Origin of the sequence: Pseudomonas kermanshahensis, assembly GCF_014269205.2 — a bacterium.
Taxonomy (GTDB): Bacteria; Pseudomonadota; Gammaproteobacteria; order Pseudomonadales; family Pseudomonadaceae; genus Aquipseudomonas; species Aquipseudomonas kermanshahensis.
In genome coordinates this window covers 695,944-712,688 of record NZ_JABWRY020000001.1, presented here as the reverse complement: position 1 = coordinate 712,688, position 16,745 = coordinate 695,944, and the positions used below count along the sequence as shown (strand labels likewise).

General features: G+C 56.5%; 14 protein-coding genes and 2 pseudogenes. 9 read left to right on the top strand and 7 right to left on the bottom strand.

Annotated features, from left to right (window positions below):
• Positions 1–112 precede the first annotated feature (112 nt).
• A complete protein-coding gene (locus HU764_RS03300; RefSeq protein ID WP_225935608.1) occupies positions 113–310 on the top strand; it encodes a hypothetical protein in 198 nt (65 codons plus the stop codon).
• 275 nt (positions 311–585) lie between these two features.
• Here the strand turns inward: HU764_RS03300 and guaA are convergent, their stop codons facing one another.
• The 4 genes from guaA to HU764_RS03280 form a co-directional block, all read right to left on the bottom strand.
• The gene (guaA, locus tag HU764_RS03295) at positions 586–2,163 is read right to left on the bottom strand and encodes a glutamine-hydrolyzing GMP synthase (protein ID WP_099453063.1); all 1,578 of its coding nucleotides are present in this window, start codon (positions 2,161–2,163) and stop codon (positions 586–588) included.
• 78 nt (positions 2,164–2,241) lie between these two features.
• Positions 2,242–3,711 carry an IMP dehydrogenase gene (guaB, locus tag HU764_RS03290; protein ID WP_186703533.1) on the bottom strand — a complete coding sequence of 490 codons (1,470 nt, stop codon included), beginning with the start codon at positions 3,709–3,711 and terminating at the stop codon, positions 2,242–2,244.
• A gap of 86 nt (positions 3,712–3,797) precedes the next feature.
• Positions 3,798–4,355 (bottom strand): sugar ABC transporter ATPase, encoded by a 558-nt coding sequence (locus tag HU764_RS03285; RefSeq protein ID WP_186703532.1) that lies wholly within the window; start codon positions 4,353–4,355, stop codon positions 3,798–3,800.
• Between the two features lie 46 nt (positions 4,356–4,401).
• On the bottom strand, positions 4,402–5,157 hold the full coding sequence (locus tag HU764_RS03280; RefSeq protein WP_186703531.1) for a sulfite exporter TauE/SafE family protein: 756 nt from the start codon (positions 5,155–5,157) through the stop codon (positions 4,402–4,404).
• Positions 5,158–5,254: 97 nt separating this feature from the next.
• Between HU764_RS03280 and HU764_RS03275 the strand changes: the two genes are divergently transcribed.
• The 4 genes from HU764_RS03275 to leuA all read left to right on the top strand — a co-directional run bounded on the left by HU764_RS03275 (position 5,255) and on the right by leuA (position 10,559).
• Entirely contained in the window at positions 5,255–6,136 is an 882-nt protein-coding gene (locus HU764_RS03275) for a LysR family transcriptional regulator (protein WP_186675755.1), read from the top strand.
• Positions 6,137–6,251: 115 nt separating this feature from the next.
• The gene (gene xseA, locus HU764_RS03270; protein ID WP_186675752.1) at positions 6,252–7,631 is read left to right on the top strand and encodes an exodeoxyribonuclease VII large subunit; all 1,380 of its coding nucleotides are present in this window, start codon (positions 6,252–6,254) and stop codon (positions 7,629–7,631) included.
• A gap of 3 nt (positions 7,632–7,634) precedes the next feature.
• Positions 7,635–8,462 carry a M23 family metallopeptidase gene (locus tag HU764_RS03265; RefSeq protein WP_186703530.1) on the top strand — a complete coding sequence of 276 codons (828 nt, stop codon included), beginning with the start codon at positions 7,635–7,637 and terminating at the stop codon, positions 8,460–8,462.
• Positions 8,463–8,885: 423 nt separating this feature from the next.
• A complete protein-coding gene (gene leuA, locus HU764_RS03260) occupies positions 8,886–10,559 on the top strand; it encodes a 2-isopropylmalate synthase (RefSeq protein WP_085272692.1) in 1,674 nt (557 codons plus the stop codon).
• 58 nt (positions 10,560–10,617) lie between these two features.
• Here leuA and HU764_RS03255 read toward each other — a convergent pair whose 3' ends face one another.
• Positions 10,618–11,355 carry a monalysin family beta-barrel pore-forming toxin gene (locus HU764_RS03255; protein ID WP_186675748.1) on the bottom strand — a complete coding sequence of 246 codons (738 nt, stop codon included), beginning with the start codon at positions 11,353–11,355 and terminating at the stop codon, positions 10,618–10,620.
• A 22-nt stretch (positions 11,356–11,377) separates the two neighbouring features.
• A complete protein-coding gene (locus HU764_RS03250; protein WP_186703529.1) occupies positions 11,378–12,073 on the bottom strand; it encodes a monalysin family beta-barrel pore-forming toxin in 696 nt (231 codons plus the stop codon).
• Positions 12,074–12,415: 342 nt separating this feature from the next.
• On the opposite strand from HU764_RS03250, the pseudogene HU764_RS28035 reads away from it, so the two are divergent.
• A pseudogene (locus HU764_RS28035) lies at positions 12,416–12,651 on the top strand (transposase); the annotation flags it as partial.
• A gap of 45 nt (positions 12,652–12,696) precedes the next feature.
• Here HU764_RS28035 and HU764_RS03240 read toward each other — a convergent pair.
• A pseudogene (locus tag HU764_RS03240) lies at positions 12,697–12,962 on the bottom strand (beta/alpha barrel domain-containing protein); the annotation flags it as partial.
• A gap of 266 nt (positions 12,963–13,228) precedes the next feature.
• Here HU764_RS03240 and HU764_RS03235 point away from each other — a divergent pair.
• From HU764_RS03235 to HU764_RS03225, 3 genes are read left to right on the top strand one after another with little or no spacing between them, the layout of a single operon-like run.
• A complete protein-coding gene (locus HU764_RS03235) occupies positions 13,229–14,260 on the top strand; it encodes a hypothetical protein (RefSeq protein WP_225935607.1) in 1,032 nt (343 codons plus the stop codon).
• Positions 14,208–15,806, top strand: coding sequence for a hypothetical protein (locus HU764_RS03230; protein WP_338109058.1), 1,599 nt, complete (start codon positions 14,208–14,210; stop codon positions 15,804–15,806). Before HU764_RS03235 ends, HU764_RS03230 begins: the two co-directional genes overlap by 53 nt.
• On the top strand, positions 15,799–16,275 hold the full coding sequence (locus tag HU764_RS03225) for a hypothetical protein (RefSeq protein ID WP_186703527.1): 477 nt from the start codon (positions 15,799–15,801) through the stop codon (positions 16,273–16,275). Before HU764_RS03230 ends, HU764_RS03225 begins: the two co-directional genes overlap by 8 nt.
• Positions 16,276–16,745 lie beyond the last annotated feature (470 nt).

The following is a 16,745-nucleotide window of genomic DNA, read 5'->3' as shown; positions in this document are numbered from 1 at the left end:
GCTCACAGACTCGCAGACCGTCGCATACGCACAATGGCGCTTTCAACGTGAGGCCGAACGTATGACAGCCATAAGCTTTCGCCCCGCAGTACCTGAAGATGCCGCAGCGTGTATGACCCTGCGCGCATTGACCCAGGAAAACGCATTCACAGAAGAAGACCTGCGCGCGCTGGGCATCACCGTCGATTCATGGAGCAGCGGCATTCGCGATGGAAGCGGCCCAGGCTTCGTGGCCTGGACGTCGACAGGCGAGCACGACGAAGCGGGAGATGAGATCTTGCAGCTCAGGGTCGATAGACGCGCTCGGTGAAACGCAAAAGCCCGCAATCATGCGTAATGCTGTTCACTTAAGTTATCCATCGCCTGTATGGGGGCCGCTTTGCGGCCCATCGCGGCACAAGGCCGCTCCCACAATGTTCGCGCATGCCCTGTAAATAGGGGCATTACGCGGTCGGTGTGGGAGCGGCCTTGTGCCGCGAAGGGCCGCAGAGCGGCCCCGGCATTCTTAAGTGAACAGCATTACGCAATCATGCGGGCTTTTGTTAGCTTCCTGCTATAGGACGCCGGCCGTGGCCGGGCGCGAAATCATTCCCACTCGATAGTGGCCGGCGGCTTGCTCGACACGTCGTAAGTGACGCGCGAGATACCTTCGATTTCATTGATGATACGGCCGCTGACGGTCTCCAGCAGCTCGTACGGCAGGTGTGCCCAACGCGCAGTCATGAAGTCCACGGTCTCGACGGCACGCAGGGCTACGACCCAGGCGTAACGACGGCCGTCGCCAACGACGCCAACCGACTTGACCGGCTGGAACACCACGAAGGCCTGGCTGGTCTTGTGGTACCAGTCGGCTTTGCGCAGTTCTTCGATGAAAATATGGTCAGCGCGACGCAGAATGTCAGCGTATTCCTTCTTCACTTCACCGAGGATACGCACGCCCAGGCCTGGGCCTGGGAACGGGTGGCGGTAGACCATGTCGTACGGCAGGCCCAGCTCCAGGCCGATCTTGCGGACTTCGTCCTTGAACAGCTCGCGCAGCGGCTCGACCAGCTTGAGGTTCATTTCCTCTGGCAGGCCACCGACGTTGTGGTGCGACTTGATCACGTGGGCCTTGCCGCTTTTGGCTCCAGCCGACTCGATCACGTCCGGGTAGATGGTGCCCTGGGCCAGGAACTGGATGTTTTCCAGCTTGCTGGCTTCAGCATCGAAGATGTCGATGAAGGTGCGACCGATGATCTTGCGCTTCTTCTCAGGGTCCGCTTCGCCTTCCAGGTTGCCCAGGAATTGTGCCTCGGCGTCGGCACGGATCACCTTGACGCCCATGTTCTCTTTGAACATGGCCATTACCTGGTCGCCTTCGTGCAGGCGCAGCAGGCCGTTGTCGACGAACACGCAGGTCAGTTGGTCACCAATGGCGCGGTGCAGCAGCGCGGCAACCACGGAGGAGTCCACGCCGCCGGACAAGCCCAGCAGGACGTTGGCCGAACCAACTTGCTCACGCACTTGGGCGATGGCGTCTTCGACGATGTTGGACGGGGTCCACAGGGCTTCGCAGCCGCAGATGTCCTGGACGAAGCGCGAGAGGATGCGACCGCCCTGCTTGGTGTGGGTCACTTCCGGGTGGAACTGCACGCCGTAGTAGCCGCGCGCGTCGTCGAACATGCCGGCAATCGGGCAGCTCGGGGTGCTGGCCAGCACGTGGAAGTCGCCAGGCATCTGGGTGACCTTGTCACCGTGGCTCATCCACACGTCCAGGCCCAGCACGCCGTCGGCGTCTACGTGGTCTTCGATGCCGTCGAGCAGGCGGCTCTTGCCGACCACATCAACGCGGGCGTAGCCGAATTCGCGCAGGTCGGAACCGGTCACCTTGCCGCCCAGTTGCTCGGCCATGGTCTGCATGCCGTAGCAGATGCCCAGCAGCGGTACGTTCAGGTCGAACACAGCCTGCGGCGCGCGCGGGCTGTTGGCTTCGTGTACCGACTCGGGGCCGCCGGCGAGGATGATGCCGCGCGGGTTGAATTCGCGGATCGCTTCATCGTCCATGTCGAACGGATGCAGTTCGCAGTAGACACCGATCTCGCGCACGCGGCGGGCGATCAGCTGGGTGTACTGGGAACCGAAATCGAGGATCAGGATGCGGTGAGCGTGAATGTCGAGGGCCATGACTCAATCTCGTCAGTGGAAATCGGAAACGACGCGGGGCTGTCGTGACAGCCCCGCATGCTGATAGTGCTGGAAGCCTCAGCCTACGCGGTAGTTAGGGGCTTCTTTGGTGATCTGCACGTCATGCACGTGGGACTCGGCCATGCCGGCACCGGTGATGCGCACGAATTCCGGCTTGGTGCGCATCTCTTCGATGGTTGCGCTGCCGGTGTAGCCCATGGACGAACGCAGGCCGCCCATCAGCTGGTGGATGATGGCTGCCAAGGCACCCTTGTACGGTACGCGGCCTTCAATGCCTTCCGGTACCAGCTTCTCGGCGCCGGCCGAGGAGTCCTGGAAGTAACGGTCGGACGAGCCCTGCGCCTGTGCCATGGCACCCAGCGAGCCCATGCCGCGGTAGGCCTTGTAGGAGCGGCCCTGGAACAGCTCGACTTCACCTGGGGCCTCTTCGGTACCGGCGAACATCGAACCCATCATCACGCAGGAAGCACCGGCAACGATGGCCTTGGACAGGTCACCGGAGAAGCGGATGCCACCGTCGGCGATCAGCGGGACGCCCGTGCCTTCCAGCGCAGCGGCGACGTTGGCGATGGCGCTGATTTGCGGCACGCCGACACCGGCGACGATGCGGGTGGTGCAGATCGAGCCTGGGCCGATACCGACCTTGACGGCGTCAGCGCCAGCTTCAGCCAGGGCCTTGGCCGCAGCGCCGGTGGCGATGTTGCCGCCGATCACCTGCACTTGCGGGTAGGTTTCCTTGACCCAGCGTACGCGGTCGATCACGCCTTTGGAGTGACCGTGGGCGGTGTCGACCACCACCACGTCAACGCCAGCGGCAACCAGGGCAGCAACGCGCTCGCCAGTGTCCTTGCCGGTACCGACGGCAGCGCCGACGCGCAGGCGACCTTGGTCGTCCTTGCTGGCCAGCGGGTAGGCCTTGGCTTTTTCGATGTCTTTGACGGTCATCATGCCCTTGAGGGTGAACTTGTCGTCGACGATCAGGACTTTTTCCAGGCGGTGCTTGTGCAGCAGCTCGCGGACTTCGTTCTTGTTGGCGCCTTCGCGCACGGTGACCAGACGCTCTTTGGGCGTCATCACATCGCGGACCTTGGCATCCAGACGGGTTTCGAAGCGCACGTCACGGGAGGTGACGATACCGACCAGGTCACCGTTCTCCAGCACCGGAACACCCGAAATGTTGTTCAGGCGGGTCAGGTCGAACAGGTCGCGCACGGTGGCGTCTGCTTCGATGGTGATCGGGTCCTTGACCACGCCAGCCTCGAACTTCTTGACCTTGCGCACTTCGCCGGCCTGCTGTTCGATGGTCATGTTCTTGTGGATGATGCCGATGCCGCCTTCCTGAGCCATGGCAATGGCCAGACGCGCTTCGGTCACGGTATCCATGGCGGCGGAAACCAGAGGGATGTTCAGCTCGATGCCACGAGTCAAACGGGTCTTGAGACTGACTTCATTGGGCAGTACCTCGGAATAGCCAGGTACAAGGAGGATATCGTCGAAAGTCAGGGCTTCTTGGCTGATACGCAGCATCGCGGGGGCTCCCGGGCGGGAAAAATGGAAGCGCGCCATTATACTCATCCACGGCGCGCCGCTCAATGCAAAATAAGGGCCTTCGGTCAGCGATCTGGCAGTTTTACCTGCACGACCGCCACTGGCTGGTCGAGCCAGTCGGCGAAGCTGTCGAGAAAGGCCTGGGTGAACCCGGCCTCGCCCCAGTTGTTGAAGATGAACCCCAGGTTGGAAAAGGCACATGGCTGCAGGTAAAGAAAGCCATTGATGTCGTCTTCGAAGCCGCACAGCGGGCAGGTGAAGTTGTCACTGACCCCTGGCATCCACTCTTCCAGGCTCTCGAACAGCGGCTCGCCGACCTCACGGCGGCACTCCGGGCAGCCGGCTTCTTCGAGAAAACCGTCGGTCGGGGTATAGATGCAGCGCTTGAGCATGATCTCGAGGCCGCTGGCCGGCTCACCGAAGGGCAGTTTCTCGGGGTGAAGGGCCACCTTGCGCGCACCTTCGGCCAAGGCATGGCCCATGCGGTTACCGGTGCGACCACAAGTAGTGAGTTGCTCTTCGACGACTTTCTCGCGCACCAGCCAGCGCACGATCGCCCGGGCGCGGGCTTCGTTGGCCGGAACAGTGGAAAGCTTGGGGACGATGATGCTCTGGGTGTTCATTAAGGAAGCAAACCTGCGAACTGCGGTAATGCCGCAATTCTACCGCTCACAGGCTCAGGTAGCGACCAATCATGGCCAAGCCACTGGCCAGCACCAGCCACGTGACCAAGCGCACAAAGGCCTCGCGGGACAGTTTCAGGGTCAGCCGGCGCCCTACCCACAAGCCGACGAACATCACCGGCAACAGGCAGGCAGCGAGCAGCAGCAGGCTGCTGTCGGCGTAGACCCCGGCGATCAGGAACAGCGACAGGCGCACCACCGTGCTGCAACTGATCAACGCACTTTGGGTAGCCCGCACCTGCTCTTTCGCCTCCAGGCGAGCACTGAGGTACAGCGCATAGAGAAAACCACCACTGCCGAACAATGCGCCGAACAAGCCCCCTACCGTGCCCATGGGTACCGCCCAGAAGCCGGACAAGGTCGCCGGACGCACCTTCACCGCCAGGTTATAGAACGCATAGGCGCTGACGAACAGGCCCATCAGCAACAGCAGTAGGTCGGACTTGAGCCGCAGCAGGAACACCACCCCCAAGGTGCACCCTATCGCCATGAAGGGCAGCAGACGCAGCAGCTCGCCGCGCACCACATCCCGGCGCGACGGCAGCAAGTTGCCGAAGGCCGCCACGAAGTCCAGCAGCACCAACAGCGGGATGATCCGTGACAGCGGCATGAAGTGAATCAGCACCGGCGCCGCGACCAGCGCAGTGCCGAAACCGGCAATGCCGAAAACGATGTAGGCCAGGCCGACACCGAGCAGGATGGGCAGCCAATCGAGGCCGGAAAAGGACAATGAGGTGAACATGGCGTGTGTTCCTGAGATGTTACGCAAAGGTTAGCCAGCCATGAGCCATGCCGACTAATATGCCTTTGCGCCATTACCCATCTCGAAAAGGCATGACATGACGTCGATCCGCCAGTTGCGTTACTTCGTGGAAATTGCCGAGAGCGGCAGTTTCAGCGCCGCCGCCGAGCGGCTGTACATCGCCCAGTCGGCGCTGAGCCGGCAGATCAAGGAGCTGGAGCAGCACCTGGGCACGCCATTGTTCGAACGCACTGCGCGCCTGCCACGCCTGACGCTCGCCGGGGACGCCTTTTTGCAGCGTGCCCGCCGCTTGCTGGCCGACCTGGCACAGGCCGAGCGCATCACCCGCGACATGGGCGACGGCTTGCAAGGCAGCCTGCGCCTGAACCACTCCAGCACCGTGCCGCTGACCGGGCCTCTGCTGGCTCGCTTGGGCGCGTACTTGCAAGGCAACCCTGGGATTGCACTGGAGATTGCGCAGCAGTCTTCAGAGGCGCAATTGGAAGATATCGCCGCCGGGCGGCTGGATATCGGCCTGTTGCGGCTGCCGGTGCTGCGCCAGCATGAAGGCGTGGTGCTGCATGAGCTGTTCAGCGAGCCTTTGTTGCTGGCTGTCGCCGCCGGGCACCCCTTGGCTAAAGCGCCGGTCGTGCAACTGGAGCAGCTACGTGGCGAGCGCTTCATTTCGATTCCTCACCGGGACCGCGGCGGGTTGAGCTACTTGTCGGCCTCGCTGTGCATGAATGCAGGGTTTTTCCCGCAGGCGGCCCAGGTGGTTTCACGCAAGACCACGCAGCTGCAGCTTATTCAGGCAGGGTTCGGGGTGGCGCTGTTGCCGGCATGCATGCGCGATATTGCGCCGGCATCGGTCAGGTTCGTGGCGCTGGGTGAGGTGTGTGAGAGTACGGTGGCACTGGCGTGTCGGCGGGATGCTGGGCTGATGGTGCGCCAGTTTTTGGCGGCGATGCAGGGGGTGTGATGGGGGCCTTGGTGCATGACGGGGGATTTTCGGCGGCGTTGAGATCGAGCGCCCAACACCCGCACGCCCCCAACCCAATTCCCGCCACCCCCCGATGTCCTTTATGATGCCTGCCATGATCAGAGACCCTTTCGAACGACTCGGCCTGGACCGCGAGGTCCTCACCGTCAGCCAACTCAACGGCCGCGCCCGGGTGCTGCTGGAAGACGTATTCCGCAGCGTCTGGGTGGAAGGCGAGATTTCCAACCTCGCCCGCCCGGCCTCCGGCCACATGTACTTCACCCTCAAGGACAGCGGCGCCCAGGTGCGCTGCGCGCTGTTCCGCCAGAACGCCACGCGGGTCCGCCAGGCCCTGCGTGATGGCCTCGCGGTGCGGGTGCGTGGCAAGGTCTCGCTGTTCGAGGGGCGTGGCGACTATCAGCTGATTCTCGACACCGTCGAACCGGCCGGGGATGGCGCCCTGCGCTTGGCGTTCGAGGCCTTGAAAGAAAAACTCGGCGCCGAGGGCCTGTTCAGCGCCGAGCGCAAAAAGCCGCTGCCGGCCCACCCGCAGCGCATCGGCATCATCACCTCGCCCACCGGCGCGGTGATCCGCGACATCATCAGCGTCTTCGGCCGCCGCGCCCCGCAGGTCGAACTGAACCTGATCCCCACGGCGGTACAGGGCCGCGAGTCCATCGCGCAAATCGTGCGCGCCGTACAACTGGCCGACAGCCTCGGTTTCGATGCGCTGATCCTGGCCCGTGGCGGCGGCTCGCTGGAAGACCTGTGGAGCTTCAACGAGGAAGCTGTGGCACGTGCCGTGGCCGCCTGTGTCACGCCCATCGTCAGCGCCGTCGGCCATGAGACCGACGTGTCGATCTGCGATTTCGTCGCCGACGTACGCGCCCCCACGCCATCGGCCGCCGCCGAACTGCTGGCCCCCGACAACAGCGGCCTGCAGCAACGCCTCGACGGCCTGCAACGGCGCCTGCTGCTGCGCATGCAAAACCGCCTGAGCCACGACCGCCTGCGCGTGGAATCGCTGGCCCGACGCCTGCGCCATCCGGGTGAGCGCCTGCGCCAGCAAGCCCAGCGCCTGGACGACCTGGACATGCGCCTGCGCCGCGCCTTCTTGAACACCCTCAACCAGCGCCGCGAGCGCCTGGGGCGCCTCGACACGCGCCTGGCCGCGCAACACCCGGGCCGCACCCTGAAGCTGCTCAACCAGCGCCTGGACAGCCTCGCCGAACGCCTGCCTCGGGCCATGCGCGAGGTGCTCAAGGACCGTCGCCAGCGCTTCCAGGCACAACTGCAGACGCTGCAAGTGGTCAGCCCGCTGGCCACCCTCGCCCGCGGCTACAGCATCCTGCTCGATGAGCGTGGCCAGGCCATCCGCAGCGCCGAGCAAACCCACAACGGCCAGCGCCTGACCGCCCGCCTCAATGAAGGCGAACTGCAGGTGCGCGTCGAAGACAACCACCTGACGCCCATCACCCTCTCACTACTGGATTGACCCATGCCCCGCCTGTTCGCGCCCCTGCTCGCCCTTTCCCTGCTGTTGCTGGCCAGCGGCGCCCAGGCCAGCTATATCACCCGTGCCTTGAACAAACCGGTGCCCGGCGGCGTGGCGGTGGTCGATCTAGGGCCCGGCAGCACAGCGCCGAACGCGCGCTTTGACGGCAAGCCGGTGCTGGTGGTCAAGGAGCAGGACAACTGGCTGGCGATCGTCGGCATTCCGCTGACCCAGAAGCCCGGCACCGCGGTGTTGAGCCAAGGTGGCCGCAACCTGCCCTTCACGGTCGGCAGCAAGCAGTACCCCGAGCAGCGCATCACCCTGAAGAACACGCGCCAGGTCAACCCAAACCCGGCCGACCTCAAGCGCATCGACCGCGAGCTGGCCGAGCAGATCAAGGCCTACCGCAGTTTCAGCCCGACCTTGCCGAGCAACTTGATCCTCGACAAACCGGTCAGCGGCCCGCTGTCGAGCAAGTTCGGCGTGCGCCGCTTCTTCAACGGCGAAGAGCGCAACCCGCATGCCGGGCTGGACTTCGCCGTGCCGGCCGGCACGCCAATCAAGACCCCGGCCAATGGCCAGGTAATCCTAGTAGGGGATTACTTCTTCAATGGCCGTACCGTGTTCGTCGACCATGGCCAGGGCTTTATCAGCATGTTCTGCCACATGTCGAAGATCGATGTGAAGGTGGGGCAGGCGTTGCGTCGCGGCGATGTGGTGGGCCGGGTTGGCTCGACCGGTCGAGCTACCGGGCCGCACATGCACTGGAATGTCAGCTTGAACGATGCGCGGGTCGACCCGGCCATCTTCATTGGTGCGTTTCAACCCTGAGATCGGCGCCAGCCTTTTCGCGGGCAAGCCCGCTCCCACAAGGCTGGCGGCGCAGCTCAGATCCCTGTGGGAGCGGGCTTGCCCGCGAAGAGGCCGGGCCAAACACCCCCACTTCCCTTGTCTTGCGCCATCAAAAAGTACCGCGCAAAAACCTCAAAGCCTTGCCGCAATAAGCGCTACAAAATCTCGCTATATAGCTTTTTTTAAGCATTCCTCTCAATTTTTTACGAACACTTGCCATCCCTCACCCCACTGGTTAGGGTTGAGGCATGAAAACCTTCAGCACCCTCATTCTGCTCCGACAACATCGCAGCCTCTGCCTGGTCAGTGCCCGACTACCAGGGTGAATCGCGTCGCCTCGCCTTTTCATCTCGTTATTGCTCGGCAGGCCCGATCTCGGCCGCATACAAAAGGATTGCTTCCATGACCATGCTCAAAGACCCTTCGAAGAAATACCGCGCGTTCCCGACCATCGACCTGCCTGACCGCACCTGGCCGTCGAAAACCATCACTGCAGCGCCGATCTGGTGCAGCTCCGACCTGCGTGATGGCAACCAGTCGCTGATCGAGCCGATGGATTCGGAGAAGAAGCTGCGTTTCTGGAAGACCTTGGTGCAGGTTGGCGTCAAGGAAATCGAAGCCTCGTTCCCGTCCGCTTCGCAAACCGATTTCGACTTCGTCCGTACCCTGATCGAAGACGGCCACATCCCGGACGACACCACCATCCAGGTGCTGACCCAGGCCCGCGAAGACCTCATCGCCCGTACGTTCGAATCGCTGCGCGGCGCCAAGAAGGCCATCGTCCACCTGTACAACGCCACCAGCCCGTCGTTCCGCCGCATTGTCTTCAACCAGGACAAGCAAGGCGTGAAAGACATCGCAGTGAACGCGGCCAAACTGTTCGTCAAGTACGCCGCCCAGCAGCCGGAAACCCAGTGGACCTTCCAGTACTCGCCTGAAACCTTCAGCGCCACCGAACTGGAATTCGCCAAGGAAGTCTGCGACGCGGTCATCGAGGTGTGGAACCCGACCCCTGAGCACAAGCTGATCCTCAACCTGCCGGCCACCGTCGAAGTCGCCACGCCGAACATCTACGCCGACCAGATCGAGTGGTTCTGCCGCAACATCAGCCGCCGTGACAGCGTGATCATCAGCCTGCACTGCCACAACGACCGCGGCACCGGCATCGCCGCCACCGAGTTGGGCTTGATGGCCGGCGCCGACCGCGCCGAAGGCTGCCTGTTCGGCAACGGCGAGCGTACCGGCAACGTCGACCTGGTGACCTTGGCACTGAACCTCTACACCCAGGGCATCGACCCGCAGCTGGACTTCTCCGACATCGACGGCGTGCGCAAAGTCGTCGAAGAGTGCAACCAGCTGCCGGTGCACCCACGTCACCCGTATGTGGGCGACCTGGTCCACACCGCGTTCTCCGGCTCGCACCAGGACGCCATCCGCAAGGGCTTCGCCAAGCAACAGGAAGGCGAGCTGTGGGAAGTGCCCTACCTGCCGATCGACCCGGCCGACATCGGCCGCAGCTACGAGGCGGTCATCCGCGTCAACAGCCAGTCGGGCAAAGGCGGCATCACCTACCTGCTCGAGCAGGAATACGGCATCAGCCTGCCGCGCCGCATGCAGATCGAATTCAGCCAAGTGGTACAGGGTGAAACCGACCGCCTCGGCCTGGAAATGACCGCCAAGCAGATCTACAGCCTGCTGCAGAAGGAATACCTCCAGGCCAACGCCCCGTATGCGCTGGTCAGCCACCGCCTGCAGGAAGAAAACGGCCACAGCGCCGTGGAAGTGGAAGTCGCCGGCGAAGGCGAAACCACCCTGCACTGGCGCGGCAAGGGCAATGGCGCCCTGGAAGCCCTGGTGGCCGGCCTGCCGATCGCCGTAGAAATCATGGACTACAACGAGCACGCCATTGGCGCTGGCACCAATGCCAAGGCGGCAGCGTACATCGAACTGCGCGTGGCCGGTGGTCGCCCGGTTCATGGTGTGGGCATCGATGAAAACATCACCACAGCCAGCTTCAAGGCGTTGTTCAGCGCGCTTAACCGCTCGCTGAGCCAGCAGGAAGCCAAAGCGGCCTGATGCGCTTTGTAAAGAAACCGCACCCAGCGTGCGGTTTCTTTTACAGCACCAACCTCACTCAGTATCGGCTGCCAGGTGTATGGTACGCGCCGTAGTTAAATATCCATCGGCCACTATTTCCAGGGAAGTTGTGCCCCTTCATCAAGGCGGCTTCTTGAATCTCACCCCACCCTAATGGCTTTACCGAGTTCGCGCTGGCCACAGTGATAATGGAACTGGTTGCCATCGAGGTCAGAATACAAAGGTCTTCCCTGAATGTCTCACCGCCTATTTGTTTTGTCTTTGCATACTTGAAGAAATCTGCAAAACCCCCGGCCCCCGTGACACAATGGGCATATACCAAATGCATCTGATAAAAATTATAAATTCCAGGCCCTTCAATTTCAATTTTTCGGGAGCGGCCCGTTGACTTGCTGATTCCCTCAGTCGTACTAGACGTTAACTTCCCCCCCACCACACTGCCCAAAAAACCAGCACCTAGGTTGACTTCAGTTTCCATGGAAGAGGTGAATGCGTAACTGTATCCCTCCACAATGGAAACTTCCTCAGCATGAGTAACGCTACTGGGTACCCGCGCCATCCCCAGGTACTCAAGATAGGCCAAGATCGGCGTACTGTAGGTGCCCCAGTTCTGATTCCCGAGATACATATCCCCATAGACCGTATCGCCAAAAATCCAGCAGCCAGCATTGACTTTTCCATCACCTCCATACAGATGTTTCTCAATGTCGTAAAGCCCACGCTTGTGTGGGAAATTATCAATCTGCCTGATCATTTCTTTATCAATAAAGCTCATGCAACATCTCCAGCACGCTTATTTAAATGTAACGATTGAATTTCTCAATCTGCCCAACATCAGCGAACGACGTCATATCGAAAGCTGATTCCTGCAGTAGCTTCTTCTTAACTGCACTCCACGACTCAGGCTCGACGCTATCCTCAAGTCCGACTGCCAAGAGCCGGTCGAAGCCAAGGGACGACAGCATGATCCGTTGGCTATCAACGCTATGAAATGCCTCAGATAGCGCCTGACTGCCCTGAATTTTTTTTAATGACTTACCCACTGCACAATGGGCATACACCATGTGCATTTGATAGATAGAGAAGTGCCCCGCTCCGCTCAGGGGAATGTCCTTGAAACAAGTACTTGGCTTCGCCCACAGTTTGCGCGGAGATACACCACACACAATACCCGACAGGGCATTGACTCGATCGATGCCCGGACTGACTTTGAAGCCCCCTACCACTTCGGAATAAAACCAGCTACTGAAACCGCACTGATAGGGTTGGCGATGAACACTCCCTCCCGAGACGGTGCCTTGCACCATCTCACAATGCGCCAGATACGCATAAACCGGCCGAGTGAAGCACTCCAGTGTCTTTCCGTGAACGTGTATAGCGCCTAGAACCGTATCACCGCCTACAAAAACTCCAGACTCGCCTACACTCAAGGAGTAAAGACTTCGCTCTATTTCATACGACCCATTAAATCTTACTGATGCGTAATCACTCATTACTGACGCTCCGCGATCAAAATTGGCGCATCATCATAGCCATCACGTTATGGCATAAATAATCGGGAAAGAGTTCTCACCCCGTTTGAATAAGCTCCATGAGCAGAGGGCTGACTGCATTAAGATTGAAAGCATCAATGCACTGCACAACAGCAGGCATTAAAGATACTCTTCACTGAATGCTGGAAAAGTGCGGCTGCGATTGATTTCTCGCAGGGAAATAGGTGTAGACCACTAAGTCGCTGCCACAGCAACTTCAGCCAAGATGCTTCTTCACACTTAAAAAAGGTTCTTCACGGAATCCCGGGAAAGACAGAAACAAGAACGGCGGCTTGATAGATGATGATTAACTGGGTTCGAGTGGATGAGGCCAACCGCCTGCGGCATGACAAACTTCCACGCAAGCTCATCAAGCAAGCGCAGTGGCATGGCTTGCTGATGGAAGTGCGTTACCGGCACTGAAGCAGTTTGCTAAACGACGGAGGGGCTACTGGCGCGGATCCTGAGCAGGGGTGCGTTTGCCCATGCACACTGGACAGCTAGAAGGGATTAACAACCGGATCAAGGTCAAAAAAAGGGGGCGCCGACCAAGCGCCCCATAAGCCGTAAAGCACACAACAAATTCAGTTAGCGTCCAACAACGCCATCGCCTCGGCACTGCACGCCTCGATCCGCGCCCAGTCGCCGTTCTTGATCCAGCTGCTGTCGAGCATCCAGGTGCCACCCACGCACATCACATTGGGCAGCGCCATGTAGTTGCGCACATTAGCTGGGTTGACCCCGCCAGTTGGGCAGAAGCGAATGTCGCCAAACGAGCCGCCAAACGCCTTAATCCCCGCCACGCCACCGCTGATTTCCGCTCGAACAGTTTGGACTGGTGATAACCGACAAGCTTGATGCCTTAAACAGCCAGGCCTTGTGGTTACTTATACCCATCAATCGTCGACATCAAAAAAATCGTTGTGAATTGGATCATTTCACCCCGAAAAACAATTTGTTTAACTCCATCGAAAACAATAGGAATTGACTGTAACGTAGCAAGGATAAATCCTACGACCAGGAAGGACGTTTCGACCTAGTTAAAATCCATTATCGAAAGCACACTCCAAGGCACCTCGCCATTCACTTCGAGTGCGAACTTAAAAGGTGCTTACGATGAACACACTTATAAAAACCCACAACTCAAGCATTACAGAAAACGAAATCATAATTTTAGATGGCGAAGTAACCATACCTCTTGACTACTTACGAAGTCGTTGCACGCTTGAAAGCACCAGCACTTTGATTGCATCAGGCTCTCTGATTGAGGGAATAGGATCAATCCACTCCGATATAGACTGCATCGTGTTGTGCGAAGCTCGCCCTAAGGCGAACGATGTAACCGCAAGCAATCATGCGCTAGTAACTGACATAAACTACCACTACCTGCGCCAGAACAGCGAAGTTCACAACACAACTGACTTCTATGGCACAAGCGGCCTACACATTGATATAGATTACATTACATACACAGAGGTTCATGAAATAATAAAAAAAATCCATACATCCTACAATGAAGTTACGAAAGACCAACGATTCCTATATAGCCCAGTGCTCCTAGAGCGGGAAAACAACGTAATCCATCGAACACTAACCGGGCACCCACTATTTAATATCCCACTATACAGTGAACTTAGATCTCGCATCCCAAAGGATAAACACACCTATCTATCCCATAGAGAAAAGCTGCCGGTATTCTATGCATTCCAAGATATCCAGGGATGCTGGCAATCCGGGAATTTATGGATGGGATGCGAGATAGCACGTGATTTAATGTTCAAATCAACGATGAGTCTTACATTTTTGTCCGGAATGACAAACAAGCACCCCAAGTGGATTTACTCCAATATGCATATGTTGTCTGGGCATGAAGAGCTAAAGAATAGTTTTTTTGAGCTTTCTCGACGTGGAGCACGCTCGGAATCAGAATGCCGTAGATATATCGAAGAAACCCTAAACTATATTGACCGTGTATTCAAAGCATTGGAAAAAATTCTAGGCACCTCAACAAGTCTACCCTCACAGAAAGAATCGCTGGCCGCGTTGGATGAAGAGTTTAACAATAGAAAGCATACAGAGCACAAAGTATCCACTTGTGAGTACTATTTTCGGAAAAATATTTTGCCGCCGAGGACACCCCCTCATTAGTAAGCCTTTTAAAAGAATGGGACTAAAAATGACACCCATCCTCCCCCACGAAAGAACAATACTTTCTATAAACGTTGGAAGCTCTTCCATAAAGAGCGCAATATTCAATCGAGACCAGCGAGTAGATATCAATATAAATTACATCGGACTAAAAAAACAAACCGTCAAGATCACATTCAAAAACATAACAACGCATGAAAACAAAATATTTTCACTTTTCATCGGCGATGATTTGGATCTTGCTGCATCAACACTTATCAGCCTACTCAATACAGCAATTAGAACTCTTGACTGGAAAAAACCATCCATTATTGGACATCGAGTTAAATTTGCAGGTCATGGTGCTGACATTGAAAAGTTATCACCTAGAATTGAGCAAATACTTGAATTTAACGACTACCTAAGTTCTCGACACAACAAACTTTGCCTATCAGTTATCTCGCATGCGAAATCCTCATTCAAAGAAACTCAGCAATTCATAGTTCGTGACCAAGCAGTTTCTGATCTATCACTGCATACACCCAATGAAATCCCGTTCGAAAGTAAAATTATTCGCCGTTATGGCCTTATCTCGCATGGCTATCACGGACTTGCTTCAAAAGCTTGTTTGAGAACACTAGAAAAAAAGTATGGCATTCCGAATTTTACAGGTTTGCTTACTCAGATTGGCTCAGGCGTAAGCGTGACGGCCATCGTCAACGGCGCCATTTCATATAACAGCATGAAGTTTGCTGCTTGCGACGGGCCGGTTATGCACAACAGATCAGGATCCCAGCCTCTAGGCTTAGTTTTGCGCATGCTTAAATATGGCTTTCCAGCCAATAGGCTTTCTGAAGCTGTTAACCGTAATAGCGGGATTTATGGGCTTTCAGACCTTCCATCTAATAGCACCGTTACTGTCGAAGAAATCCTTGGTGATGAGCAACACAAGGAAGCTTGCGACAACTACCTACTATCAATTGCATGTGAAATATTCAGATTAACCTCAAAGAACAAAGATCTACACCATTTTATATTTTCGGGAGGTCTGGCAACCCGACATCCTTGGCTGGCCCCGAAAATCCTGCAGATTGCTAAAATTATAAATCCTGACGAAGCAGATGAGTTGACTCGACAACTAAAAAACGGATCACATACAGCGTCAACCGCTTTCACAGAAATCTATTTGGTTGATATCGACGAACACGAAATAATACGAAACATATTGCTCACACCAAAACCCTCCCCCATCATTTTTGACACAACCGGCTCGATTTGCGAGGTTGCTGGCACTACGATTGGAAAAGTTCTGCATGGTATTACCCCAACTGACTACAGTGCTATTAGCATAAACTTTGCAGATACCCCCTTTGACTTAAAAGCCCCGCCACCCCTGGCCTATATATTTGCAGGAACTGATCGATCCTCCTTTTTTGTTCGGGCCAGCGTCGCAAGATCTCGCGAAATACCGACACTATTCATAAACTCAATCAAAACTGCAAAAAAACTAATTAACCGCTCAATATATCTCGACACCCCAACAAGGACAATTATCGAATATGATTAACTCAATCAGCGAAAGCCTCAAAGAGCTACTCAAATTAAATATTATATCAAAAAGCATATTTGAACATTGCGTAAACATTTCGGAGGAAACTACCAGTTTTTCCAAAATTAACCATGCATTCCTTTACCAAATAGGCGCTCGTCTAGCACAAGAAGGCGATAAGGAAAAATCTCTCACCTGGAAAACGCTTTCACTATGCCAGCTTACTCAGGAAATTATACTCGAATGCAACTTATTAAAAGCGCAAACCCCGCCCAATTATGAATTAGATATAGATACTCAGACCTCCCTTAGACTTCCGTATTTTTACTCAGAAACTGAATACCCTCTCTCTCAGTTATTTGATCACTTAAGCGCCCACACGCCTGACGCAACCATCGTTTCAGTCCTATCAGGACGCTACATGGAGATCCTTCATGAGTTAATTACCTCCTCCAACATGGACTTTATACTCAAGGATATCAAATGAACAACATAAAGTCTATTTCTGATCAAGCCCCACCCACCAAAAGATTGAATTACTTTAACGCATCAGGCATATCAAATAAACTATACACCAAAATATTGGCACATCACGAAGCCATAAACCACAAGAACCTAGACAACTGCATTGTATTTAGCGTAATGCACCTAAGCACCACCGTAAATTTGAGCATTGCCAATCAATGGAGCGGCATTTTTAAGAACCTGTATTTGATACCCAAAAAAAAGCTCACTCAATAAGGATCTTTTAGTTCACATCAGTGATCCAACGAGAATAATAAAGTCTCGCTCTCGCAGAAACTTTGAAACAACCGTTGAAGAAGTCTTACGAATATCAGCAACTAGCACCCTTCCAATAATAATTATCGACATAGGGGGCTATTTCGCTCCTTTCATCAATGCAATTCAAGAATCTCTAGGCAATCGCCGTCTCTTGATAATTGAAGACACTGCCAA